Raw genomic sequence first — 23,265 nt, 5'->3', positions numbered from 1 at the left:
TTCCCTCAATCAGGTGAAACAAAACGCAGAAAACTCTATCATGTTTTTGGTCAATTATCAACGGGGACGCTCAGGTAAGTGCGCTTTAAACCATTTAGAGCGAGCGTGAGAAACGTCCTGCATTCAAACCGGCGAGACGCCCCGTAACAAAGGCTGAAGTGATATTGTAGCCCCCGGTATAGCCGTGAATATCGAGTATTTCTCCGCAAAAATATAAGCCTTCCATTTTTTTTGACGCCATCTGTTTCGGCTCAATCTCTTTTACGGAAACACCTCCGCCTGTGACAAACGCTTTGTCCAAAGAAAGCGTTCCGTCAGCGGCAACCGTAAATTGTTTGCAGTCTTTGACAAAAGCCCTGAATTGATCCTTCGGCAATTCCGTAAAGCTTGTCTGCGGATCAAGACCGTTCCGTTCCAGAAGAAAAAGCAGGTACCGTTCCTGCATCCACGGCTTCAGCGCATTTTTGAGCGCTTTTTTCGGTGCGTCTTTCAGTTCCTTGTGCATCTTTTGAAATAACTCTTCCTCGTTGATGCCTGGAAACAGATCGATGCGGAGTTTGACCTCTGGCTGCTTTTTCAGTTCTTTGACGACAAACTGGCTGCAGCGGAGAATGGCGGGGCCTGACAAGCCGAAATGGGTAAACAGCATGTCCATCACGTGTGTGACGATTGGTTTGCCTTTTTTATTCAGAACGCTGACGGCCGCGTTTCTAAGAGACAGCCCCTGAAGTGTTTTTTGTTTAATAAACGGTTCTGACGACGTAACCGGCACTTCCGTCGGAAAGAGTTCGGTCACGGTATGACCGGCCGCTTCCGCCCATGCATAGCCGTCTCCGGTGCTGCCGGTATGCGGGACTGATTTTCCGCCGACCGCGATAATGACGGCGTCTGCGTTAATGTGTTCGTCATTGTTTGTCGTAATGCCTGCTGTCCTGCCGTTCTCGTACCGCACTTCTTTGATTTTTTCATTTGTACGGATGGTGACATTCAGTTGTTTTAATCGGTTCAAAAGCGCATCGACAACGCTTTGTGCTTTGTCCGTCACCGGGAACATGCGCCCGTGGTCTTCTTCTTTCAGCTGAATGCCGAGTTTTTCAAAAAAGGCGATGATATCTTCATTATTAAATTCGGAAAACGCGCTGTATAAAAAGCGGCCGTTGCCGGGGATGTGTTTGATGATTTCTTCAACGGGGAGGCGGTTGGTCACGTTGCAGCGCCCGCCGCCGGAAATCGCCAGCTTCCGTCCCAGCTTGTTTCCTTTATCGATTAATAATACGTCCGCGCCTTCTTCGCCTGCCGCAATCGCAGCCATTAAACCGGACGGGCCGCCGCCGATCACAATCACGTCATAATGTTTCATCTTTCATCAACAACTTTCTTTTTCACGTATAATAGGCGGAAATGTCCGCTTTCTGCTATTATAGCGAAAGAAAGGGAATCCTTAAACGTATTTTGTTTTTTAAAGAGTTTTCCCAAAAAGTTTCCCGCTGTAATTATTACCGTCTAATTGCCCAGTTGTGTTAAAATAGAAAAGTTGAATCTTCGTAGAAAATGGTGATGAGGAAACATGTCAAGCAAATTGTTAAGGGGCACGTTCGTGCTGACGCTCGGCACCTATATATCGCGGATTTTAGGGATGATTTATCTGATCCCGTTCGGAGCGATGGTCGGAGCGACGGGCGGAGCTTTGTTTCAATACGGATATAATCAATATACACTGTTTTTAAACATTGCCACGATGGGATTTCCCGCCGCGGTTTCAAAATTTGTCTCGAAATATAACTCCAAAGGAGACTATGAGACGAGCAGGCGGATGCTGAGAGCGGGAATGTCGGTTATGCTCGTAACCGGGATGATCGCTTTTTCAATTCTTTATATTTCGGCGCCGTTTTTTGCGGAAACATCTCTCGGCGGCACGAGTAACAACGGACTTACGATTGACCACGTCGTTTATGTTATCCGGATGGTCAGTCTGGCACTTTTGGTCGTGCCGATTATGAGTCTTGTGCGCGGTTTTTTCCAAGGTCATCAGATGATGGGGCCGACAGCTGTTTCACAGGTTGTGGAGCAGCTTGCCCGGATCATCTTTTTATTGGGCGCAACGTATTTGATTTTAAGAGTGATCAACGGCGGCCTTGTCATCGCAGTCGGATACGCGACTTTTGCGGCGCTGATCGGATCATTCGGAGGGCTTGTCGTCCTTTATATTTACTGGAATAAGCGGAAGGGCGATCTTCTGGCGATGAAGCCGAATCTCGTCCCGTCTGCGAACTTAAGTTATAAAAAAATGTTCATTGAGCTTTTTAGTTATGCCGCTCCTTACGTATTTGTCGGACTGGCGATTCCTTTGTATTCTTATATCGATACGAATACGTTTAATAAAGCGATGATTGCGGCAGGCCATAAGGATATCAGCCAGGACATGCTTGCGATTGTCACTCTTTATGTGCCGAAGCTTGTCATGATCCCGGTTTCTCTGGCGACCGCTTTCGGTCTGACGCTGATTCCGACGATTACTGAATCGTTTACGAGCAGGAATTATAAGCTTTTGAACCAGCAGATTAACCAGACGATGCAAATCATTCTGTTTTTGGTTATTCCCGCAGTTGTCGGGATGTCCGTGTTATCGGGTCCGGCCTATACGTTCTTCTACGGCTCTGAAAGTCTTCGCCCGGATATCGGACAGGATATATTGTTCTGGTACGCGCCTGTCGCGATTCTGTTTTCTCTGTTTACCGTAAACGCCGCGATCCTGCAAGGGATTAATAAGCAGAAATTTGCTGTCGTGAGCCTTTTCATCGGCGTCATTATAAAAGTGGTGCTGAACGTGCCGCTGATCAAGCTGTTTCAGGGAGACGGGGCCATCTTGGCAACGGCGCTCGGTTATATCGCTTCTCTTCTGTACGGTTTTATCATGATTAAGCGCCATGCGGGCTATTCGTATACGGTACTTATAAAACGGGTCATTTTAATCGCAGTCCTGTCCGTCGTGATGGGAGTCGCGGTCAAGCTGACTCAATGGCTGCTCAGTTTCTTTGTAACATACCAAAGCGGCCAGGTGCATGCGGCGATTGTCGTCTTTGTCTGCGCCGCTGTCGGCGGTGCGGTGTACATGTTTGCCGCGTACCGAATCGGATTTTTACAGAAAATGTTTGGAAACCGTCTGCCCCGCGTTTTGAGGAGAGGCAGGCATTCCGCCCATTGAGAAATAATGAATAGTCCGCTTATCGCGGGCTTTTCTTTTTAAAGGAGAGGATCAGGATGAGACTTGATAAGCTGCTTGCCAACAGCGGATTCGGCTCAAGAAAAGATGTGAAAAAAATCGTCAAGGCTGGGGCTGTCATGATTGACGGAGAGCCGGCGAAAGATGTGAAAACCCATGTCGATCCGGAAAAACAGGACATCACGGTATACGGAGAGCCGGCAGACTATCGTGAATTTATTTATGTCATGATGAATAAGCCGCAAGGAGTCCTGTCCGCTACCGAAGACAGCCGCCAGCAAACGGTGGTTGATCTGCTGACACCTGAAGAACAGCGATTTGAACCGTTTCCGGCAGGACGTCTTGATAAGGATACGGAAGGCTTTTTGCTTCTGACTAATGACGGGCAGCTCGCTCATCGCCTGCTTTCTCCGAAAAAGCATGTGCCTAAAACATATGAGGTCCGGTTAACCTCGCCTCTGTCACCGGAAGACATCGTTCATCTGGAAAGAGGCGTCGTCATTGAAGGAGGCTATAAGACGAAGCCGGCAGCCGTTGAAATCATTACAGAAAGCCCGGATGAAACGGTGATTCATTTGACCATTACAGAAGGCAAATATCATCAGGTGAAGCTGATGGCAAAGGCAGTCGGAAATGAAGTGGCTTATTTGAAGCGGCTTTCGATGGGGGCTGTTTCTCTTGACCCGGATCTTAAACCGGGAGAATTCCGCGAGCTGACTGAAGAAGAGCTCGAAACGCTGAGAGGCGCTGAAGTGTAATCGATATCAGAAAAGCCCAAAACAGATTTGTTTTGGGCTTTTTATATAGAGGAACAAAAAACAAGGCAAAGACGCTGCTTTGCCTTGCAGCATGTCAGGCCGAAAAGGGCCTTATGTAATTGTTCGCTTAAGATGTAATTTTCACTTTTTTTCGTGTTGTCTCCCACTTGCCTCGGCTAGGACTATGAACAAGATCATTGTATGCTAACACATTTAAGTCTCGCTGAATGGTTCTAGGTGTAATGCCGAATTCATCAACCAGTTCCTGTGTTGTCACAAGGCCTTTTTCCTGGATGAACATGTAAACTGATTTAATCCGAGTCAGCATACGATTTGTTGAAGGTTTCAAAAAACCACTCCCTATCATAAGATCGGATGGACTTGATATACCACAACTTTCGACTCTAAAACTTCGTACGAATAAGCAACAAAGGATGACATTCTGTTTTTTCTCTTTTAACTGCCTCCATTATACACGATATGGACAACATGAATCTAGGAATAAGCGCAGATAATTTTTTCCAAATGGGTGCCGCCTTGGTGCATTACTATGCCCGGTCCGCTTTTAATATTATGGAAACTGAAACTTTTTTTATACATGTCCGTATGAAAACGGGGGAGTGAGAAGTTTGGGAGAATTATTGAATGCAAACATTGTCTGCGCCGGTTATGCTGACAGGCCGAAGGTGATTTCTGATGTATCTCTGTCAGTCAACGCTGGTGAAATTGCCGGTTTAATCGGAGCGAACGGCGCGGGGAAAAGCACAGTGATAAAGGCGGTTCTCGGGCTTTTCCGGGATATAGAAGGCGGTATTGAGTGGAATGATTCATCTTATGCTTACATACCGGAGCGTCCGAGTTTTTATGATGAACTGACGCTTTGGGAGCATCTCGAGCTGACCGGGTCATTGCGGGGTATAGAAGGAGAAGAATGCCGTGAGCGGGCAGGGCGGCTGCTTGAAGAGTTTTCGCTGACGTCTGTAACACATGATTTGCCTTCCGGTTTTTCAAAAGGGATGCAGCAAAAATTGATGCTCATACAGGCATTTTTGGCGAAGCCGGATATTTACATCATTGATGAGCCTTTTATCGGACTTGATCCGATCTCAACGAAGCTGTTTACCGACATGCTGATTGCTGAGAAAGAAAGGGGCGCGGGAATTTTGATGTGCACTCATGTTCTGGATACGGCGGAAAAAATCTGCGACCGGTTTTATTTGCTGGATCAGGGCGCTCTGCTTCTTCAAGGCACGTTAGAGGAGCTTCAGGAAAAAACGGGGAGCCGTTCACTGCTGGATTGCTTTTATTCAGCGGTTCGGAGCAGTCAGCGATGACCGGGCGGGCTTTGTTTTTTCAAAGGCTGTTTCATTATTGGCGGTATCAATGGAAGGTGTTCCAGACGGTCATTGATTGGACGGTCGCGCTGTATATCGTTCTTCCCGCTGCCGCATTTGCCGTTTATCAATATGCTGATTGGCTGAACGGCAGAGGGCTTCTTAATGGAGCGGCAGGAGTATTAGGATGGGGCTGGCTGTATGTATTCAGTGCCCTGCTATTGTGCACGGGTTTTATTCATACCTTTTTGCTGGAAGCGGATCACGTATTTTTGGTGCATGCAAAACATCTGATGCAAAAGCTGAAACGGTACGCGCTTTTGTATTCGATGTTCCTTTCTCTTATCAAATGGGGTGCGCTTGCCGTATTGTTATTTCCCTTATGGCGCCAATACGGTGACTGTACCTTACCGGCATATTCGGGTATGTTTTGCTGTCTGTTCGGCTTCCATACTGCAATATTAGCGGTGCACCGGCACAGAAAAAACAGCAGGCGGACATTCGGGAATCAGGCGGCGGGCTGGCTGAAAGTGATGGTTCTGATGGCGGGTGCGTTTTTTATGATCGTCTTTGCCGCCGAATGGTATTGGCTTTGGCCGGCGGGATGTATATTGTTCATCTGTTCCGCTCTTTTGACTTGGAAAGGGACGGAGACATTATCAGCCTTTGAGGAAGAAGTGCTTGAGGAGAACAGGCGCAAGCTTTCATTCGCGGCCTCTGTTTTGATGCTCAGCCATGATGTGCAGCTCCCGAATGGTAAACATAAAGGGCGGAGCAAGCCGTTTTTATATCCCGGCTCAAAGCACATCTTTACAAAACGGTCGGCGTATACGGCGTGGAAAGAATTGTTCTTTAAAGTGCTGATCCGAAACGGCGGGTATCTCCGGCAGCTTTACCTTTTAACCGCGGCTTTTACGGCTCTTATTCTCGTTCTTCCGGTCTTAGTGAAGCCGGCAGTCCTCATTTTGTTTGCGATCGTCAGCCGCTATGCCGCGTCACTTTTATTTGACCGGATCACGGATAAACCGGTTTTAAGCGGTATCAAGAGAGACAGTGATGACTATTTCAGGGCGCGAAACAGCGCATTAACCGTCATCCAAGTCATCTGTTCCGCCTGGTGTCTCATTGCCGCGATTCTTTCCGTTCTTTATATGTGAAAATCCCTTTCCGAAAAAGGAAAGGGATTTTTCTTAATGTCCGTTCAAAATAAAAAGCTGAAGAAAAAACAGCACGGCGAAGATGATGACTAAAGGATGGATTTCGCGCCATTTTTTCTTAGCTGCTTTAACAAGCGGATATGAAATGAAGCCGAGTGCGATTCCGGTTGAAATACTGGACGTTAAAGGCATCGCCAAAATGACGAGAAAGGCCGGGAACGCTTCATCAAGCTCATTCCAGCGGATATTCGACACAGCACCCATCATCAGGCTGCCGACAATAATCAGAGCCGGTGACGTAATCGCGGACACTTCCGATAAGACGCTGACAAGCGGGCTGAAAAACATGGAAACGGCAAACATAACGGCAATCGTCAGCGCCGTCAGACCCGTTCTTCCGCCGGCCGCCACACCTGCTGAAGATTCAACGAACGCGGTCGTCGGGCTGGTGCCGAAGATGCTTCCCACCGTCGTAGCGGTCGAATCAGCCAACAGCGCTCTTCTGGCATTCGGCAGCTGATTGTTTTTGATCAATCCCGCTTGTTCGGCGACACCGATCATGGTGCCGGTCGTGTCAAAAATCGTAACGAGAAGAAAAGAAAACACAACGGCGTACAGACCGTGATGCACGACATCCCCGAGGGCTCCGAACGGATTTGTGATCAAAAGCCCCTCCGGCAGGTGCGGGAAGGACATGAATCCTTTCGCGAAATGGATCTGTCCGGTCAAAAAGGCAATGATAGCGGTCAGCGCCATGCCGATGAACAGAGCCCCGTTAACATTCAGCACCATCAGTACAATACTGATGATAAGTCCGATAAGCGTTAAAATGACGGCGGGCGAATGAAGATCGCCGAGTGCGACCAGATTAGATTTATCAGCCGTGATGATTCCGGATTGGCGTAAGCCGATAAAAGCGATAAATAAGCCGATGCCGGTCGTAATTCCGTATTTTAAATTGTCCGGAATCGCTTCTATAAGTTGTTTTCTTAAAGGCGTTAACGATAAAATAATAAAGATGACTCCCGCGATAAAAACGGCGCTGAAAGCCGTCTGATACGTAATGCCGCTGCCTGTGCCGACAACGTGAAAGGCAAGATACGCGTTTAAGCCCATGCCGGGGGCAATGGCGATCGGAAAATTCGCAGCGAGAGCCATCCATAAAGTTCCGACAATGGAAGCGATAATCGTCGCGGTGAACACCTGGTCAAACGGAATTCCCGCATTGGAAAGGATCACCGGATTGACGACAATGATATACACCATTGTGAAAAAGGTGGTCAATCCCGCGGTAATTTCTCTTTTTATTGTCGTTTGATGCTTGTCGAGATGAAACATAAGTACCTCCAATGACGAACATTTTTTCAAAACATCATCTATATTATTCGTTTTATCGACATTTTGCAAGTCTTTATCAAGAAAGGGGATTTGTGATGAACTGGGAAGTTGAAGTCATCAGAAACAAAGAAGATCTGATCCGTGACACGCAGAAGTTTTTGCAGATCAACAGCGTAATGGACGAATCAACAGCCGGTCCCGGCCGGCCGTTTGGAGAAGGCGTCAATGCCAGCCTGACGTCACTGCTGGAATTCGGTGAAAAAGAAGGCTTCACCGTAAAGAATCTTGATGGCTATGCGGGCCATATTGAATGGGGAACGGGTGACGAAATCGTCGGCGTTCTGTGCCACGTCGATGTCGTTCCGCCCGGAGACGGCTGGACGAGCGATCCGTTTTCAGCCGATATCAGGGACGGCCGGATATATGCCAGAGGCGCCATAGATGATAAAGGGCCGACAATGGCGGCGTTTTATGCGCTGAAAATCGTCAAAGACATGCAGCTCCCTTTATCCAAACGCGTGAGAATCATCATCGGAACGGATGAAGAAAGTGATTGGAGATGTGTGGATCACTATTTCAAACACGAAAAAATGCCTGACATCGGCTTTGCTCCTGACGCGGATTTTCCGATCATTAACGCCGAAAAAGGAATTATAGATGCGTCACTGCGCATTGCAAAAAGCGCTTCTGACAAAGACGCAAAAAACGGGCTACTGTCATTCCGTTCAGGACTGCGCTTGAACATGGTGCCGGATGCGGCTGAAGCGGTTATTGAAGGGGACGGTCTTGATGCCGTGCACGCATATTTCAGCAAATGGCTTGAGCAGTCAAAAACACAAGGTGAAGCAGTTTCGGAAAATGGAAAACTGACGCTTCGGGTATACGGAAAATCATGCCACGCGATGGAACCGGATAATGGTGTCAATGCCGGCTTAAAGCTTGCTGAATGCCTTAACGGAACAGAGCTGGATGAAGCCGGAAAGCACTTTGTCAAAACCGTCAGTGACTATTTTTTAAATGATACACGAGGCAAAAAACTGAAAATTAATTGCAGGGATGACATCAGCGGAGAGCTTACATTGAATGTCGGCACCTTTACATACAGAAAGGGTGAGGAAGGAGAACTCGGCATCAACATCCGTTATCCCGTCACTTCAGACAGCAAAGTCATCCGTGATGCTTTTACGTCTGCTGAAGAATTCCGGCTTGAAGAATTTAAAGACAGCAAACCGCACCACGTTTCTGCCGATCATCCGCTCGTAAAGATGCTTCAAAAGGTTTACGAAGGACAGACGGGAAAGAAAGCGGATCTGATTTCAATCGGCGGAGGAACGTATGCGAGATCCCTTTCGGCGGGCGTCGCGTTCGGGCCGCTGTTCCCCGGCCGGCCTGACAGCGCGCATCAAAAGGATGAGTACATTGAAATCGATGACCTTCTCCGGTCAACCGCTTTATACGCCGAAGCCATTTATGAGCTTGCCAAGTGATAATAAAAAGGGACGCCGAAAGCGGCATCCCTTTTTATCATTCAAATGACCATAAATCCGTTGATAAATAACGTTCTCCCGTATCGGCCGTCATACAGATGACGATCTGTTCGGAAGGGAGGCGTTTTGCGGTTTCAATGGCGGCGAAGCAGGCGGCGCCTGAAGACGGGCCGACGAGTATACCTTCTTCCCGGGCCAGACGGCGTGTTGTCGTATACGCATCTTCATCAGATATTTTCATGATTTCATCGTAAACGTCCTGATTCAGTATGCCGGGAATAAATCCGGGGCTTGTCCCGACAAGCTTATGAGCGCCGGGTTTTCCGCCAGACAGGACGGGAGACCCCGCGGGCTCGGCGACATGAACAATCATATCCGGGAAAAGCTCCCTCAGCGTTTCTCCGGTTCCGGTAATGGTTCCGCCCGTTCCCGCCGTTGCCACAAAAGCACCGAGCGGTCTGTTGAGCTGCTGAACGGCCTGATAGATTTCAATGGCGGTCGTTTTTCGGTGGGCATCTGGATTTGCGCCGTTATCGAATTGCATAGGGATAAAACTTCCCGGAATCTGTTCGGCGAGTTCTTTCGCTTTTTTGATGCTGCCGGGCATTCTTTCCGCCCCCGGTGTTAACACAACCTCCGCGCCGTACGCTTTCAGGAGGTTGATGCGTTCTTTCGTCATCGTGTCAGGCATGACGAGGATTGCCTTGTAGCCGCGCGCCGCCGCGTTCATCGCCAGGCCGATGCCTGTGTTGCCGCTTGTCGGTTCGATGATGACAGAGCCGGGTTTTAAATGCCCGCTGTTTTCCGCCTCAATGATCATATTGTAAGCCGCTCTGTCTTTGACACTGCCGCTCGGGTTAAACGATTCTAATTTTAAATAGACCTGTGCTGCATGTTCTGGCTGAAGACGATTGAGCTTTACGATCGGTGTGCCGCCGATCAGCTCCGCCGTGCTGTTTACGATTTTCAAGGCCGGCTCATTCCTTTCTGTATAAAACGTTCGGTACATAATATCCTATCATAATGAGCGGACAGGGTTCTCCTCTCCGCTTATCCGTTTTATAATAACACCATAACCAAAGAGGGGGAGATCCTCGTATGAGAGCTTCATTGCCGCATTATTTTATCGGCATTCCGATTCCGGCTGACATTGCTGAACCGATTTGGGAAGCAGCCAAAAAGGAGCCGGCGTTATCATTCAAAAAATGGGTGCACCCGCATGACTATCATATTACACTCATTTTTCTCGGAGCCGCGGATGAAGAACGGCTTGCGAAATTATCGTCTCTGCTCGCAGATGCTGCGTCGGCAGCGCAGCCGTTTACCGTCCAGTTTCAGCATCTGGATATTTTCGGCGACCGCAGACAGCCGAGAGTGCTTCACCTTGAGCCCGAACGGAATGAACTGCTCTTTGATTTGCGGGAAAAAACAAAACAGGCTGTTTTGAAAGCCGGTTTTCAAGTGGAAAAACGCCCGTATCACCCTCATATGACGATGGCGCGGAAGTGGGCGGGAGACCGGCCGTTTCCTGACGATCTGCCGTTTGAAAGCGGCAGGGTGCAAAGTGCCGTCAGCCGGTTTTCCCTGTTTCAGACCCATCTTGACCGGTCGCCTAAATACGAAGAAATCGCACAGTTTCAATTGACATAAACAAATATTCGGAGTGGAGAAATCACATGGCACAGATCATCAAAATTCACGACTGCATATCCAGATATGAACTTGATCCATATCATTATATGAACCAGTTTATCCGGCTGAAGAAAGAACGCTTTGAGGCGCTTCTTGAAGCGTTTGACCGGATGACGGAAGAAAAAGAAACGGAAACGGCTGCCGGCGGGGAAACCGATCAAGCGCCGGCCAGGAAAATATTTTCCTTAAAAAAGAGAAAAGAAGAAAATACGGCCGATATAAATGAAAAGAGGCACCAATGGTTTGATGAGCCGGAGGGAGAAGAGGCGCTGTTCGGGAATCTCCCGTCTCGAAAGTCTGAGCTCGCGCCTTTTTTCAAAGATCAGCTGTATGACTTTCAATTAAAATGGGCGAGCTCCACGCTTTCTCAAAAGTCTGAGCTTTCACAGGCGGTCAAAAGGGACGGGATGTTAAAAATGCTGGCTCAAAAGCTGCCCGATTCCTATTTTGTGATGTATCATCCGGTTCTGCAAATTCAGCAGGCGTCCGTCGAACTGAGCATGATCATCATCTCGCCGCTGGAGATTTTCTGCGCCGCTTTTATGGAAGCGGAAGAGGACAGCGTATATATCGGTTCAAAACACCGTTTTTGGGAAGAAAGGGGCTCCGGCAGCACGCGTCAAGTATTGAATCCGTCTCTCAGCCTGCACCGGACAGGCTCGGTCGTTTCGCAAATCGTAAAAGAAAAGAAGGCCGACATTCCCGTGCGGAAGCTTTTGCTCAGCAGAACGTCTTATATTGATTATCCGGAGCCGCCGTACGGGCTGGAAATAGCTGATAAACGGACTGCCGCAGAGTGGCTGGAAAAGCAGCAGAAAAATACGGCGCCGATCAAGCACCACCAGCTGAAGGCGGCGAAGGCTCTTTTGTCTTACGGCTTGAGCAATTCAAGCCGGAGACAGGAATGGCTAGATTAAAACGGACGTTTGCCGGCTGTCTCTTCATCTATGAAGAAGGTGAAAACAAACGATGAGTCAATGGTTTTTTATTATTAATCCGGTCTCAGGAGGCGGGCGGGGCCGGCGTGTCTGGAAATCAGTTCAAAAAGAGCTGAACAGGCGCGGGGTCAGCCACCGCTCTTTTTTGACCGGGCGTCCCGGACATGCGGAAGTGCTGGCGAGGCAGATTTCAATGATGCAGGATCATAAGCTTAAGCGGCTGTTCGTCATCGGCGGTGACGGGACGATGCATGAAGTCATTAACGGACTGAAAGGAACGGACCAGATTGAGCTGACCTTTGTGCCCGCCGGTTCGTACAATGACTTTTCCAAAGGGCTCGGTATTAAGAAGTCGGCGCTCCTCCAAGAAATCAAAAGTCTGCACCGCCCGCTCACACGGAAATTTTTTGCGGGAAACATCAACTTTTTTCATGACACAACGCAATCACTTTATTTTATTAACCACCTGTCTGTCGGCTTCGATGCCTCAGTTTTGAAGGCAGCGGCGAATTTTCCGTTATCGCGCGTTCTTCGGTTTTTGCGTCTCGGCTTTGTGATTTACCCGCTCGCGCATTTACATACGGCCTCGGGGTTTCAGCCGTTCAGATTTGTTTGCACGGCAGACGGCCAGAGGCGAGAATTCCGCAATGTCTGGTTTGTCATAGCGGCTAATCACCCTTATTACGGAGGCGGCATGAAAGCGGCGCCTTCAGCAAATCCCCGTCAAAACCATTTTGATATTGTCATCGCAGAAAACCTGTCCTTTTTCTCGCTGTATCGTTTTTTATGGGCGATGAGCTTCGGCCGGCATATCAAAATGGACGGAGTGACGATGATAAAGGGGAAGGAATTCGTTTTTGAAACAGATGGGAAAATTCCGTTTCACGCTGACGGCGAGCTGATCGGAACGACGCCGTTTCGGCTTATGCCGGGCGGTACGCCGTTGAAAATAAAAACATAATAAACAAATGAAACCCGTCAAATGTTTTACGGCAAAGAGCGGTTCGCGGCATAAATCTTCAGAATTCACAGGTGTTCTTGCTAGTTTTGCTTGACGAAGTTTGTGCTGTAGCGCTAAAATTTATAGGACGGCTATTGATTAGCATATGAGACTCTCAATAGCTGTCTTTTTTATTCTCATGAAATTGTTTATGACAGGCCGCTCCGCCAATAGAGAAAGGCTGGAGGCCTATTCTAAAATATTTTAAGAAATGATGGGTTGAACATTGATATGAACTGGTTGGGACAATTACTAGGTAGCGATTGGGAGATCTTCCCCGCCGGAGGAGCTACAGGAGATGCATATTATGCGAAACATAACGGCCAACAGCTTTTTTTAAAACGTAATAGCTCGCCCTTTTTAGCCGTGTTATCCGCCGAAGGCATTGTTCCGAAGCTGGTTTGGACGAAACGGATGGAAAACGGAGACGTCATTACGGCTCAGCATTGGATGGCGGGCAGGGAGCTGAAGGCAAAGGATATGAGCGGACGCCCGGTGGCTGAGCTGCTCCGCAAAATCCACACATCAAAAGCTTTGCTCGACATGCTGAAAAGATTGGGAAAAGAACCGCTTGATCCGGGCGCCCTTTTGTCGCAGCTGAAGCAGGCCGTCTTTGCCGTGCGGCAATTTTCGCCGCTTATTCAGGAAGGCCTTGCTTATTTGGAAGCTCATGTGGATCAGGTGCAATTCGGTGAAAAAGTCGTTTGCCATTGTGATGTGAATCATAATAACTGGCTTCTGTCTGAAGACAACCAGCTGTATTTAATAGATTGGGACGGCGCCATGATAGCTGATCCGGCCATGGATCTCGGCCCTTTATTGTATCATTACGTCGAAGAGCCAGCGTGGGACAGCTGGCTTGGGATGTACGGCATGAAGCTCACGGAAGGGCTTCGGCTGCGGATGGCGTGGTACATGTTATCAGAGACCATCACCTTCATCGCCTGGCACAAATCAAAAGGAAACGACAAAGCGTATCATGATGCCATGGAAGAGCTTCATGCCCTGATGAAGCGGATTGTCAAGTAGTCAGGAGTACGAATCCATCTGCTCCACCCATTGGGACAAATGGTTTTGGTGCTCCTGAATATGCGTGTCGATGGAATCGGCCGTGATGCCGGACTGGCTGTAGCGGTAGACATCCTCGAGCACGTTTTTTATATTTGAATCAAGCCCGGTGTTGGCCATCAGTGATTTGATGACGCGCTCCAGCTGTTCATACTCGGCAACCGTGCCGCAGCAATCCAATTGATGGTCGGCCAGTATGTCCTTTAATAACCGGACCTGATGTTCGCTTGTTAAGCCCATGATTCATATACACATCCTTTCTGTGTCATACATTGTGCAAAGCGGTGCGGTTTTATGCATCACATGAGTGTTCCGGACCGGGGAGCCTCTTTTTTTATGCAGCCGGCGCCTTTAAAAGGCGCTTGCGGCTCTTTATGTTTCATGGTATGTTGTTACTCGAAATTATAGATAGAGGTGTCAATCATATGAGAATGCGCCATAAACCTTGGGCGAATGATTTTCTGGCAGAAAACGCTGACATCGCCATCAGTGATCCGGCCCAGTATAAAGGGCGGTGGAACACGGTCTTTGGCAATGACAACCCGATCCATATTGAAGTCGGTACGGGAAAAGGGCAGTTCATTTCAGGAATGGCCAAGCAGAATCCGGATATCAACTATATCGGGATTGAGCTGTTTAAAAGCGTCATCGTCACTGCCGTCCAAAAAGTTAAGGACAGCGGGGCTCACAATGTCCGTTTGTTAAATATAGACGCGGAAACACTGAATGACGTATTTGAACGGGGAGAAATCAAGCGCGTATATTTAAACTTTTCTGACCCGTGGCCGAAAAACCGCCACGAAAAGCGCCGTTTAACATTTAAAACGTTCTTGAAAAAATACGAAGAAGTGATGGGCGAAACAGGTGAGATTCATTTTAAAACCGATAACCGCGGTTTATTCGAATACTCTCTGAAAAGCTTTTCCGAATACGGCCTGCTTCTGACGGAAGTCAGCCTTGATCTGCACAACAGCGATCCGAAGGGCAATATTATGACAGAATACGAAGAAAAATTCTCCGCGCTCGGCCAGCCGATTTACCGGGCCGAAGTTGAATGGAGAACAAAAGACAGACTCTGATGCGGGAGTCTGTTTTTTTATGCCGCCATTTGCTACCATTACATCAGGAGGGATCAAGATGGAGACATTGAATATTGGGAATATTTCATTAACATGGCTGGACGGCGGTGTAACGCATATGGACGGCGGAGCGATGTTCGGCGTTGTTCCGAAACCTTTATGGTCGAGAAAATACCCCGTAAATGACAAAAACCAGATTGAATTAAGAACAGACCCGATTCTGATCAGAAAAAACGGCCTGAATATATTGGTTGACGCGGGTATCGGCCGAGGGAAATTCTCTGATAAACAAAAAAGGAATTACGGCGTAACACAGGAATCCAATCTGAAACAATCTCTTCGTGACCTCGGGCTTTCTTGTGAGGACATTCATATTGCCGCGATGACCCATCTTCATTTTGACCATGCATGCGGCCTGACGGAGTACAGCGGAGAGGAGCTTGTCTCTGTTTTCCCGAATGCCCGCATTATCACTTCTGCAACAGAGTGGCGCGAAATGAGAAACCCTAATATCAGATCGAAAAATACATATTGGAGAGAAAATTGGGAGGCGGTACAAGATCAGGTCGAAACCTTTGAAAACGAGTATCAGCTGACAGAAGGCATTACGATGCACCACACCGGCGGCCACAGCGACGGCCACAGCGTCATCGTCTTAGAAGACGGTGGGGAGGCGGCTGTGCATTTTGCCGACCTGATGCCGACGAATGCGCATAAAAATCCGTTATGGGTGCTGGCCTATGATGATTATCCGATGACCTCTATTCCAGAAAAGCAGAAATGGCAGACGTTCGCGGCAGAAAAAGACGCCTGGCTGATTTTCTATCACGACGCGATTTACAGAGCGGTAAAATGGGGAGAAGACGGCGAAGTGGCTGCATCTGTTAAACGGGAGAAAAAATAAGCGGATCGATGATTTGCCTGTATGAATTTCGGGAATAAAAGCAAACCTAAGACAAATTGCTTTGAAAGGAAGAGACAGGTGAATCAATTTCAAGTGACGAAAGATGGAGAAATCAAAACAACTCTGCGCGGATTAGAAGTGCTTTCTACGCCTTTTTTAAATAAAGGGGTGGCCTTTACACAGGAGGAAAGAAAGGAACTCGGGCTCGAGGGCTTTCTGCCGCCGAAAGTATTGACAATCGAAGAGCAGGCGAGGCGGGCCTACGAACAATTCAGTTCGCAGCCTGATGAGCTGAGCAAAAATGTCTACTTGACCGCTCTCCATGACCGGAATGAAACGTTATTTTACAGGCTGTTAAATGATCATTTAGGCGAAATGCTGCCGATCGTATATACGCCGACCGTCGGCACTGCGATCCAGCGTTACAGCCATGAGTACAGAAAACCCCGCGGTCTGTATTTGTCAATAGATGATCCTGAAGGAATGCGCGCCGCATTTCAGCAGTTCGGAAAAAATGAAAACATAGACTTAATCGTTGCCACAGATGCGGAGGGCATTCTGGGAATCGGTGACTGGGGCGTCGGCGGCATCGCCATTTCTGTCGGAAAACTCGCGGTATATACGGCGGCGGCCGGAATTGATCCGTCACGAGTGCTTGCGGTCGTATTGGACGCGGGGACAAATCAGGAAAGCCTCTTAAATGACCCGCTGTATGTCGGAAACCAGCATTCAAGAGTGCGCGGCGAGAAATATGACCGCTTTATTGATGAGTATGTCTCGCTTGCCCGGGAAACATTCCCGAATGCGCTGCTTCATTGGGAGGATTTCGGTACGGCTAACGCCCGCGGCATATTAAAACGGTATAAAGATAAAGTCTGTACGTTTAACGATGACATTCAAGGAACGGGCGCGGTATCGCTTGCAGCTGTTTTAGCGTGTGCAAAAGCATCAAAAGTGCCTTTAAAAGAGCATAAAGTCGTCGTCTTCGGCGCGGGAACGGCCGGTATCGGAATTGCTGAGCAGCTGCGCGAAGCCATGGTGCATGACGGATTAAGCGAAGAAGAATCCTACAGCCATTTTTGGTGTATCGACAGAAACGGATTGTTAACGGATGATATGAAGGACTTGCGTGATTTTCAGGTTCCGTACGCGCGCCCTGCTGATGAAGTGAAAGAGTACGGCCGCAGCGGTGAAGGCGGATCAATTGATCTGGCGGAGACGGTGCGTCAGGCCAAGCCGACGATTCTGATCGGCACATCCACCGTATCAGGCGCATTTACGGAAGAAATCGTCAAAGAAATGGCCTCGCATGTCAAACGGCCCGCTATTTTGCCGATGTCAAACCCGACGACATTATCAGAAGCAAAACCTGAAGATTTGATTAAATGGACGGAAGGCCGCGCGCTTGTCACTACGGGTAGTCCGTTTCCGCCTGTTGCGTATAACGGCGTTACCTACCATATCGGACAGGCGAACAACGCGCTCGTATTCCCGGGACTCGGACTCGGCACGATTGTGACAAAAGCAAGGCTCATTACGGACAATATGTTCGTTGCCTGCGCGAATGCCATCGCCGGTATGGTGGACGTCGGCAAGCCGGGGGCGCCGATGCTTCCGAAAGTGGAGGATCTCAGGACGGTATCGGCAACTGTGGCGGTAGCTGTAGCTAAAGCTGCGATTCAGGACGGTGTAGCGGAAACGGAACCCGAGGATCTGATCCAAGCGGTGCAGGACGCGATGTGGCACCCCGTATATAAACGAATTCGGCCGATGTAACCGAATAAAGCCCAAAACGCTGATGGTTTTGGGCTTTATTTTTTGCTTGTCCGAATTATGAGGCGACAGAATCAATGACATCGACAATCTGGCCTGTTTTTGCATTGACCATAACTTCATATTGCTCCAGTTCGCCGAATGCCGAACGTGTCACGCCGGTCTTGTATACCTGGATGGTTTCTCCGTTTACCTGGTAGGGCTCGGGCTCTGTGTAAATCCATGATCCGTCTATCGGCCCGCGCTGTTTAAAAGCCGCTTTCACGATACGGAGCGCTTTTTCTGAAGAGATATAAGGTTTCATCGCATACTTTTTCACTGCGATGGCAGCGCATAATCCGACTCCTGCACCTAAGAGAAAATGACGTAATTTCAATATGAAGCACCTCCAATTATGTCGTAGTTTTTATTATACAGAAGATGCCAGACGGTGTTAAGTAAAGCGGCGGTTTTCCAGCCCATTCAATCTGAGCGCTTGGAAAACGGTTGTTTTTCTAATAAAATAAAAGCATTACATAGAAATGAGGGGAAAATATGAATGAGGAAACGAAAACGCTTTTCCGGACGCTGACGCAGCTTCCCGGCGCACCGGGAAATGAACATCAGGTCCGCTCCTTTATGAAACGGGAGCTTGCGAAATATGCGGATGACATCGTGCAGGACAGACTCGGAAGTGTTTTCGGAGTAAGGCGCGGCGCTGAAGATGCGCCGACCGTTATGGTAGCCGGCCATATGGACGAAGTCGGGTTTATGGTAACGCAGATTACGGATAACGGCATGCTGAGATTTCAGACGCTCGGCGGCTGGTGGAGTCAGGTGCTGCTTGCCCAGCGCGTCGAGGTGCAGACGGATAACGGACCGATTATCGGCGTCATCTCAAGCATCCCGCCCCACATTTTAACGGATGCCCAGCGCGCAAAGCCGATGGAGATCAAAAATATGATGATTGATATCGGTGCCGATGACAGAGAGGACGCGGTCAAAATGGGGATCAGACCGGGACAGCAGGTCGTGCCTGTCTGCCCGTTCACCCCGATGGCCAACGAGAAGAAAATATTGTCCAAAGCGTGGGATAACCGCTACGGCTGCGGGCTAAGCATTGAACTATTAAAAGAGCTGCACGGAAAAGACCTGCCGAACAATCTGTACGCCGGGGCCACCGTTCAGGAGGAAGTCGGCTTGAGAGGGGCGCAGACAGCGGCCAACATGATTCAGCCTGATCTCTTTTTCGCGCTTGATGCCAGCCCGGCAAATGATATGAGCGGCGATAAGGAGCTGTTCGGCCGTCTCGGCGAGGGGGTGCTGCTCCGCATTCTCGACAGAACGACGGTCATGCACCGCGGGATGAGAGAGTTCGTCCTTGATATGGCGGAAACGCACAATATCCCTTATCAATATTTCGCTTCCGGCGGAGGAACGGATGCCGGGCGGGTTCACATATCCAACAGCGGGGTTCCGTCAGCCGTCATCGGCATTTGTTCAAGATACATTCATACAAATGCCGCCATCATCCATGTCGATGATTATGCCGCGGCGAAAGAAATGCTCATTAAGCTGGTCATGGCGAGTGACAAGCAGACGGTTGAAACGATCAGAGAAAATGTGTGAAAAAATAAGCAGTCAATAAGTCTCCTTGAGTACTTATTGACTGCTGTTTTTACATTTTGTTTTAAGCCGCATGATCTAGACAGTTCTTTGTTGTGAATATAGGTGTAAAGCGTATTGTAAATGCTTCTCAATATTATTATCAAAATTGTTCCAATCTAAATAAACAATCCTGAACCTTTAGTGTTACTATGAAGGGTTTTATCTTAATTCATGGATTGATGTGAACAAATGCCGGAATTTGATCTGGAAGGTAACGTTTCAGATCAAAAACATGCTGCACGCATTGAGATGAGTAGTGATTTCACAAAGTCGAGTGACATTTGTATGCTTTATTTGCTCTGCAAGGAGGTATGATTATGCCAAAAAAGACAAACATAAAATTTCCTCTTATCTCTAACCATCTTCCTCTTGATCTGGTTAATACTGAGGTGGTGAGTTATGGTAAGCGTCATAATTTAATAAAATCAAAAGAGGATCTTTTGGAATGGTTAAGGTTAATGGGGAAAGGAACCCCTTTTTTCAATCAATCAACTTTAAAAAAAGCAAAAGATGAATTGTCAACTGTGATGGTTGAGAAAATACTAAAGTTTCGATCAATACTAAGAGAAAATTTCGAGAAAATTGCAGATGATGAAGAACCTGAAGAATCTTTTATCACTTTTTTAGAAAAAAAGATTGAATCGGCTCCATTTTCATATAAGATTCTCGATGCTAAACTCGCTCGTATTCCGATTGGAAAAATTGATGATGCAATTATGTCGCTCATCGCTTATGAAGGGTTATCGCTTATATATACAAAAAAGATCAATTTAATTAAGCGATGTGCTAATGAGGAATGCGTGCTATTGTTCCTTGATAACACCGGAAGGAGAAAATGGTGTTCAATGAAAATATGCGGTAACAGAGAAAAGGTTTCCCGTCATCTTAAGAAAACATAAAACGAATTTCCTCTACTACATTGTTGTCGAAACAAATCTTGCACTTTATTTTAATGTTGAATCATCATGTATAAATAAAAATTAATGAACAGCCTTATCTCAATATTTCTTTGGGTAAGGCTGTTTGTCTTTTTTGAAAACAATTCATAACGAAAACAAAAATATGGTTTCATAAAACAACTCATTCGTAGCTAAAACCAAATGAACGTTTAAAATTTCAAACAAAAAAATGTTACCGCAAGCGTTCTTAAAGGATCCCTTTTGAAGAGAAGAATGATCCATGAAGAGGGATGGATTGTAATCTTTAAATTATAACCTCATAAAATGTCATTTACAGGTTAGTTAAGTTGATTTAAACTTAGTGAAAAGGAGGGGTTATATTGAAGATTGAGCAAACAGCAGAAAATGCACAAAGTAAAAAAGGTTATTATTTCAAAAAAATGAAAGGAGGAGGAAAAAGTCCTTTAAAAGTAAATGTTAAAGATGCTTCAACAGGCTTATTAGGTGGTTTTATAACAATTTTAATCTTGTCACTGATAACCTATAAAACTGGATCTCTGTGGCTGATGGCGCCTTTTGGGGCAAGTTGTGTACTGGCTTTCGGAGCGTGGAATGCCCCTTTATCACAACCTAGAAATATTATTGGCGGACACTTCATCTCGACATTGACTGGACTTGTTATATATAATCTTTTTGGTTCTCATCCCTGGACATTGGCTTTAGGAGTGGGGCTAGCTATATTTTTTATGGCGGTTACAAAGACTACTCATCCACCTGCTGGAGCGGACCCTATTGTAGTGATTCAAGGGGCGTATGCCTGGAGCTATTTAGCTTTTCCGGTTTTTGTGGGGTCTGTAATTATTGTTGCGGCAGCAGTTATTATTAATAACTTGCGAAATAACCGGCAGTATCCCACTTTTTGGTTTTAATCAATTTCAACGAGCAGCATATGTATCCGTTATTGCACGGATTTCGCTCTCCTTCCTTACATATAAAGAAAACAATATATAGTTAGTTTGAGGTTGAGTAAAATCATTTATGAATGAAGTGGGTGTGGGAGTAATTGATTGCGGACAAATTCTTTTGGATTTGAGAAAAGAGTCTGAAAAGTAAGACTTGACATCATTCTATTGTAAATAGGTAAGCAGGACCGCATAAAGGCGGCCTGCTTATTCTGTTTCAAATAAATAAGAGAGTGCTTTCATCGCTTGATTGACGGTTTCGACCGTGATATTCGCTTTTCCGGAAAGCTCTTTCAGCGGATGATGAAGTTCTTTCGGACGGATGAGAATGAGCGGCTTTCCTTTTGCGATGGCATAAGAAGCATCCATCGCGGTATTCCACTGCTTATATTTCTCGCCAAACAGGGCGATCACAAAATCGGCTTTTTCCATCAGCACCTCTGTACGGAAATTGTTGATATCAGAAGCTCTGGCGTCTTTTAAAACAGAATCGGGCTGCACGCCCATAATCTCTTCTCCGATATTGTCTGAGCGTTCATGGTTTTCCATCGGGCCGACAAACGTAATCGGCAGGTCCAGCGCTGTTGCTTTTTGTTTGATCTCGTCCCGCCAATTACTGTGGATTTCACCCGCTAAATACACGACAAACTGCATCTTTTGCCCCTCCTTATGTACATATTCAGATTTTCGTACGGCTACAAGCAAAATGGTAAACGAAACTTGCTTGATAATGCAAATGAAATATGATAATGATATTGCATATAGTTGGTCTTGCCGTAAACAGTCTGGTATGATCCAATTGGACAAACATCAGCATATAAAAAACTCATAATCCAGATGGAGGAATGACAATGAAAAAGATTGAAAGCACGGAAGAATTGCAAAAAGCGGTACAAGACGATTGGACGGTATTTATGTTTTCAGCGGATTGGTGCCCGGACTGCCGCTTTGTGGAGCCGTTTCTCCCTGAGCTGGAAGCGGACTTTCCTGAATTCACTTATTACTACGTAGACCGCGATCAATTTATTGATACATGCGCGGAATGGGAAATTTACGGCATTCCGAGCTTTGTTGTGTTTAACGGAGGAAAAGAAGTGAACCGCTTCGTCAGCAAAGACCGTAAAACAAAAGAAGAAATTGAGCAATTTTTAACCGATTCCCTTGCTAAAGCATAAAGGAGGCCACGGGCTTTGAAAATGACGTCAAGGAAGCTGGCGGATTTATTAAAACAGCGCCTGCAGCACGAGAACCGATCCTTCTTTTTTGACAGAGAAAAAGACACCCTCCGTGTTGAGGATCAAACGACCAAAAAAGGCATCACATTGGAGCTCCCGCCGATCATTGCGAAGTGGGAGACGAAAAAAGAAGAAGCGATCGACGAAATCGTCTACTATGTGTCAGAAGCAATGGAGGCGATGGAAGGCAGCGGACAGGAGATGTCCGGAAAGGAAGCCGGTATCTATCCTGTCATCCGCTCCACATCATTTCCCGATCAAACGAGCGACGGCATTCCCCTCGTGTATGATGACCATACGGCCGAAACGAGAATCTACTACGCGCTTGACCTCGGCAAGACGTACCGCTTAATTGACAGCCGTATGCTCGAGAAAGAAAACTGGACAAAAGAACGGATCAGGGAGACGGCGTCATTCAATCTCCGCTCTCTTCCTTCAGTTGTGAAACAGGATACGGTTGCGGACAATTATTTTTATTTTTTCAGGGCGAATGACGGCTATGACGCCAGCCGGATTCTCAATGATTCGATTCTTCATGAATACAAGCAGGCCGCTGAAGGCGAATTGGCGATTTCCGTCCCGCATCAGGATGTATTAATACTTGCTGACATTCGAAATGAATCGGGTTATGATATTTTAGGGCAAATGTCCATGAGCTTCTTTGCAAGCGGCACGGTGCCGATTACGGCCCTTTCATTTCTGTATAATGAAGGCAGACTGGAACCTGTGTTTATCATGGCGAAAAGCCGGCCGAAAAAGGATTAGAAAGGA

The 23,265-nt window shown here is 47.2% G+C and carries 24 protein-coding genes; 17 read left to right on the top strand and 7 right to left on the bottom strand.

Annotated elements, in window-relative coordinates; genetic code table 11:
- Window positions 1-94 precede the first annotated feature (94 nt).
- The gene (locus tag NYE68_RS15665; RefSeq protein ID WP_007408798.1) at window positions 95-1,360 is read right to left on the bottom strand and encodes an NAD(P)/FAD-dependent oxidoreductase; all 1,266 of its coding nucleotides are present in this window, start codon (window positions 1,358-1,360) and stop codon (window positions 95-97) included.
- Window positions 1,361-1,567: 207 nt separating this feature from the next.
- Between NYE68_RS15665 and NYE68_RS15660 the strand changes: the two genes are divergently transcribed.
- Both NYE68_RS15660 and NYE68_RS15655 read left to right on the top strand, forming a co-directional pair.
- Window positions 1,568-3,205, top strand: coding sequence for a polysaccharide biosynthesis protein (locus NYE68_RS15660; protein ID WP_003152313.1), 1,638 nt, complete (start codon window positions 1,568-1,570; stop codon window positions 3,203-3,205).
- A gap of 56 nt (window positions 3,206-3,261) precedes the next feature.
- A complete protein-coding gene (locus tag NYE68_RS15655) occupies window positions 3,262-3,981 on the top strand; it encodes a pseudouridine synthase (protein WP_007408795.1) in 720 nt (239 codons plus the stop codon).
- Between the two features lie 127 nt (window positions 3,982-4,108).
- Here NYE68_RS15655 and NYE68_RS15650 read toward each other — a convergent pair whose 3' ends face one another.
- Window positions 4,109-4,330, bottom strand: a complete 222-nt coding sequence (locus tag NYE68_RS15650) for a DeoR family transcriptional regulator (protein ID WP_003152337.1) — start codon at window positions 4,328-4,330, stop codon at window positions 4,109-4,111.
- Window positions 4,331-4,610: 280 nt separating this feature from the next.
- Here NYE68_RS15650 and NYE68_RS15645 point away from each other — a divergent pair, with 280 nt between their 5' ends.
- Together NYE68_RS15645 and NYE68_RS15640 are read left to right on the top strand one after the other, a co-directional pair.
- Complete coding sequence (locus NYE68_RS15645) at window positions 4,611-5,315, top strand: ABC transporter ATP-binding protein (RefSeq protein ID WP_324636503.1); 705 nt, start codon at window positions 4,611-4,613, stop codon at window positions 5,313-5,315.
- Window positions 5,312-6,472: an ABC transporter permease gene (locus NYE68_RS15640; protein WP_015418029.1), complete on the top strand. Its 1,161-nt coding sequence runs from the start codon at window positions 5,312-5,314 to the stop codon at window positions 6,470-6,472. The genes NYE68_RS15645 and NYE68_RS15640 overlap by 4 nt, the downstream gene beginning before the upstream one ends.
- Before the next feature lie 33 nt (window positions 6,473-6,505).
- Here the strand turns inward: NYE68_RS15640 and NYE68_RS15635 are convergent, their stop codons facing one another.
- Window positions 6,506-7,810, bottom strand: coding sequence for an NCS2 family permease (locus NYE68_RS15635; RefSeq protein WP_324636504.1), 1,305 nt, complete (start codon window positions 7,808-7,810; stop codon window positions 6,506-6,508).
- A 95-nt stretch (window positions 7,811-7,905) separates the two neighbouring features.
- Between NYE68_RS15635 and pepV the strand changes: the two genes are divergently transcribed.
- Window positions 7,906-9,297 carry a dipeptidase PepV gene (pepV, locus tag NYE68_RS15630; RefSeq protein ID WP_324636505.1) on the top strand — a complete coding sequence of 464 codons (1,392 nt, stop codon included), beginning with the start codon at window positions 7,906-7,908 and terminating at the stop codon, window positions 9,295-9,297.
- A 37-nt stretch (window positions 9,298-9,334) separates the two neighbouring features.
- Here the strand turns inward: pepV and cysK are convergent, their stop codons facing one another.
- The gene (gene cysK / locus NYE68_RS15625; RefSeq protein WP_095352847.1) at window positions 9,335-10,306 is read right to left on the bottom strand and encodes a cysteine synthase A; all 972 of its coding nucleotides are present in this window, start codon (window positions 10,304-10,306) and stop codon (window positions 9,335-9,337) included.
- 89 nt (window positions 10,307-10,395) lie between these two features.
- Here cysK and thpR point away from each other — a divergent pair, with 89 nt between their 5' ends.
- From thpR to NYE68_RS15605, 4 genes are all read left to right on the top strand, one after another.
- Window positions 10,396-10,947, top strand: a complete 552-nt coding sequence (thpR, locus tag NYE68_RS15620) for an RNA 2',3'-cyclic phosphodiesterase (protein ID WP_061890775.1) — start codon at window positions 10,396-10,398, stop codon at window positions 10,945-10,947.
- A 26-nt stretch (window positions 10,948-10,973) separates the two neighbouring features.
- Window positions 10,974-11,906, top strand: coding sequence for a hypothetical protein (locus tag NYE68_RS15615; RefSeq protein WP_324636506.1), 933 nt, complete (start codon window positions 10,974-10,976; stop codon window positions 11,904-11,906).
- Window positions 11,907-11,958: 52 nt separating this feature from the next.
- Complete coding sequence (locus tag NYE68_RS15610; RefSeq protein ID WP_324636507.1) at window positions 11,959-12,888, top strand: YegS/Rv2252/BmrU family lipid kinase; 930 nt, start codon at window positions 11,959-11,961, stop codon at window positions 12,886-12,888.
- Between the two features lie 270 nt (window positions 12,889-13,158).
- Complete coding sequence (locus NYE68_RS15605; RefSeq protein WP_003152355.1) at window positions 13,159-13,956, top strand: phosphotransferase family protein; 798 nt, start codon at window positions 13,159-13,161, stop codon at window positions 13,954-13,956.
- Here the strand turns inward: NYE68_RS15605 and NYE68_RS15600 are convergent, their stop codons facing one another.
- The gene (locus NYE68_RS15600) at window positions 13,957-14,235 is read right to left on the bottom strand and encodes a YtzH-like family protein (RefSeq protein WP_003152357.1); all 279 of its coding nucleotides are present in this window, start codon (window positions 14,233-14,235) and stop codon (window positions 13,957-13,959) included. It lies immediately after the preceding gene.
- Window positions 14,236-14,420: 185 nt separating this feature from the next.
- Here NYE68_RS15600 and trmB point away from each other — a divergent pair, with 185 nt between their 5' ends.
- From trmB to NYE68_RS15585, 3 genes are all read left to right on the top strand, one after another.
- Window positions 14,421-15,074 (top strand): tRNA (guanosine(46)-N7)-methyltransferase TrmB, encoded by a 654-nt coding sequence (gene trmB / locus NYE68_RS15595; RefSeq protein WP_003152359.1) that lies wholly within the window; start codon window positions 14,421-14,423, stop codon window positions 15,072-15,074.
- 58 nt (window positions 15,075-15,132) lie between these two features.
- On the top strand, window positions 15,133-15,978 hold the full coding sequence (locus tag NYE68_RS15590) for an MBL fold metallo-hydrolase (protein WP_012118216.1): 846 nt from the start codon (window positions 15,133-15,135) through the stop codon (window positions 15,976-15,978).
- Window positions 15,979-16,056: 78 nt separating this feature from the next.
- Window positions 16,057-17,754 (top strand): NAD-dependent malic enzyme, encoded by a 1,698-nt coding sequence (locus NYE68_RS15585; RefSeq protein ID WP_007408782.1) that lies wholly within the window; start codon window positions 16,057-16,059, stop codon window positions 17,752-17,754.
- Between the two features lie 55 nt (window positions 17,755-17,809).
- Here the strand turns inward: NYE68_RS15585 and NYE68_RS15580 are convergent, their stop codons facing one another.
- Window positions 17,810-18,127, bottom strand: a complete 318-nt coding sequence (locus NYE68_RS15580; protein WP_003152366.1) for a PepSY domain-containing protein — start codon at window positions 18,125-18,127, stop codon at window positions 17,810-17,812.
- Between the two features lie 158 nt (window positions 18,128-18,285).
- On the opposite strand from NYE68_RS15580, the gene NYE68_RS15575 reads away from it, so the two are divergent.
- From NYE68_RS15575 to NYE68_RS15565, 3 genes are all read left to right on the top strand, one after another.
- Window positions 18,286-19,359, top strand: coding sequence for a M42 family metallopeptidase (locus NYE68_RS15575; protein WP_003152370.1), 1,074 nt, complete (start codon window positions 18,286-18,288; stop codon window positions 19,357-19,359).
- Between the two features lie 356 nt (window positions 19,360-19,715).
- Window positions 19,716-20,297 carry a CGNR zinc finger domain-containing protein gene (locus NYE68_RS15570; protein WP_324636508.1) on the top strand — a complete coding sequence of 194 codons (582 nt, stop codon included), beginning with the start codon at window positions 19,716-19,718 and terminating at the stop codon, window positions 20,295-20,297.
- A gap of 440 nt (window positions 20,298-20,737) precedes the next feature.
- A complete protein-coding gene (locus tag NYE68_RS15565) occupies window positions 20,738-21,226 on the top strand; it encodes an HPP family protein (protein ID WP_324636946.1) in 489 nt (162 codons plus the stop codon).
- 240 nt (window positions 21,227-21,466) lie between these two features.
- Here NYE68_RS15565 and NYE68_RS15560 read toward each other — a convergent pair whose 3' ends face one another.
- The gene (locus NYE68_RS15560; protein ID WP_007408781.1) at window positions 21,467-21,913 is read right to left on the bottom strand and encodes a YtoQ family protein; all 447 of its coding nucleotides are present in this window, start codon (window positions 21,911-21,913) and stop codon (window positions 21,467-21,469) included.
- 197 nt (window positions 21,914-22,110) lie between these two features.
- Here NYE68_RS15560 and NYE68_RS15555 point away from each other — a divergent pair, with 197 nt between their 5' ends.
- Window positions 22,111-22,434, top strand: a complete 324-nt coding sequence (locus NYE68_RS15555) for a thioredoxin family protein (protein ID WP_324636509.1) — start codon at window positions 22,111-22,113, stop codon at window positions 22,432-22,434.
- 15 nt (window positions 22,435-22,449) lie between these two features.
- Entirely contained in the window at window positions 22,450-23,259 is an 810-nt protein-coding gene (locus tag NYE68_RS15550) for a DUF1444 domain-containing protein (RefSeq protein ID WP_012118213.1), read from the top strand.
- Window positions 23,260-23,265 lie beyond the last annotated feature (6 nt).

The organism is Bacillus sp. FSL R5-0447 (genome assembly GCF_038606125.1).
GTDB classification, from domain to species: domain Bacteria; phylum Bacillota; class Bacilli; order Bacillales; family Bacillaceae; genus Bacillus; species Bacillus velezensis.
Note: the sequence above shows the minus strand (reverse complement) of the source record. Positions and strands in the feature narration are given on the sequence as shown.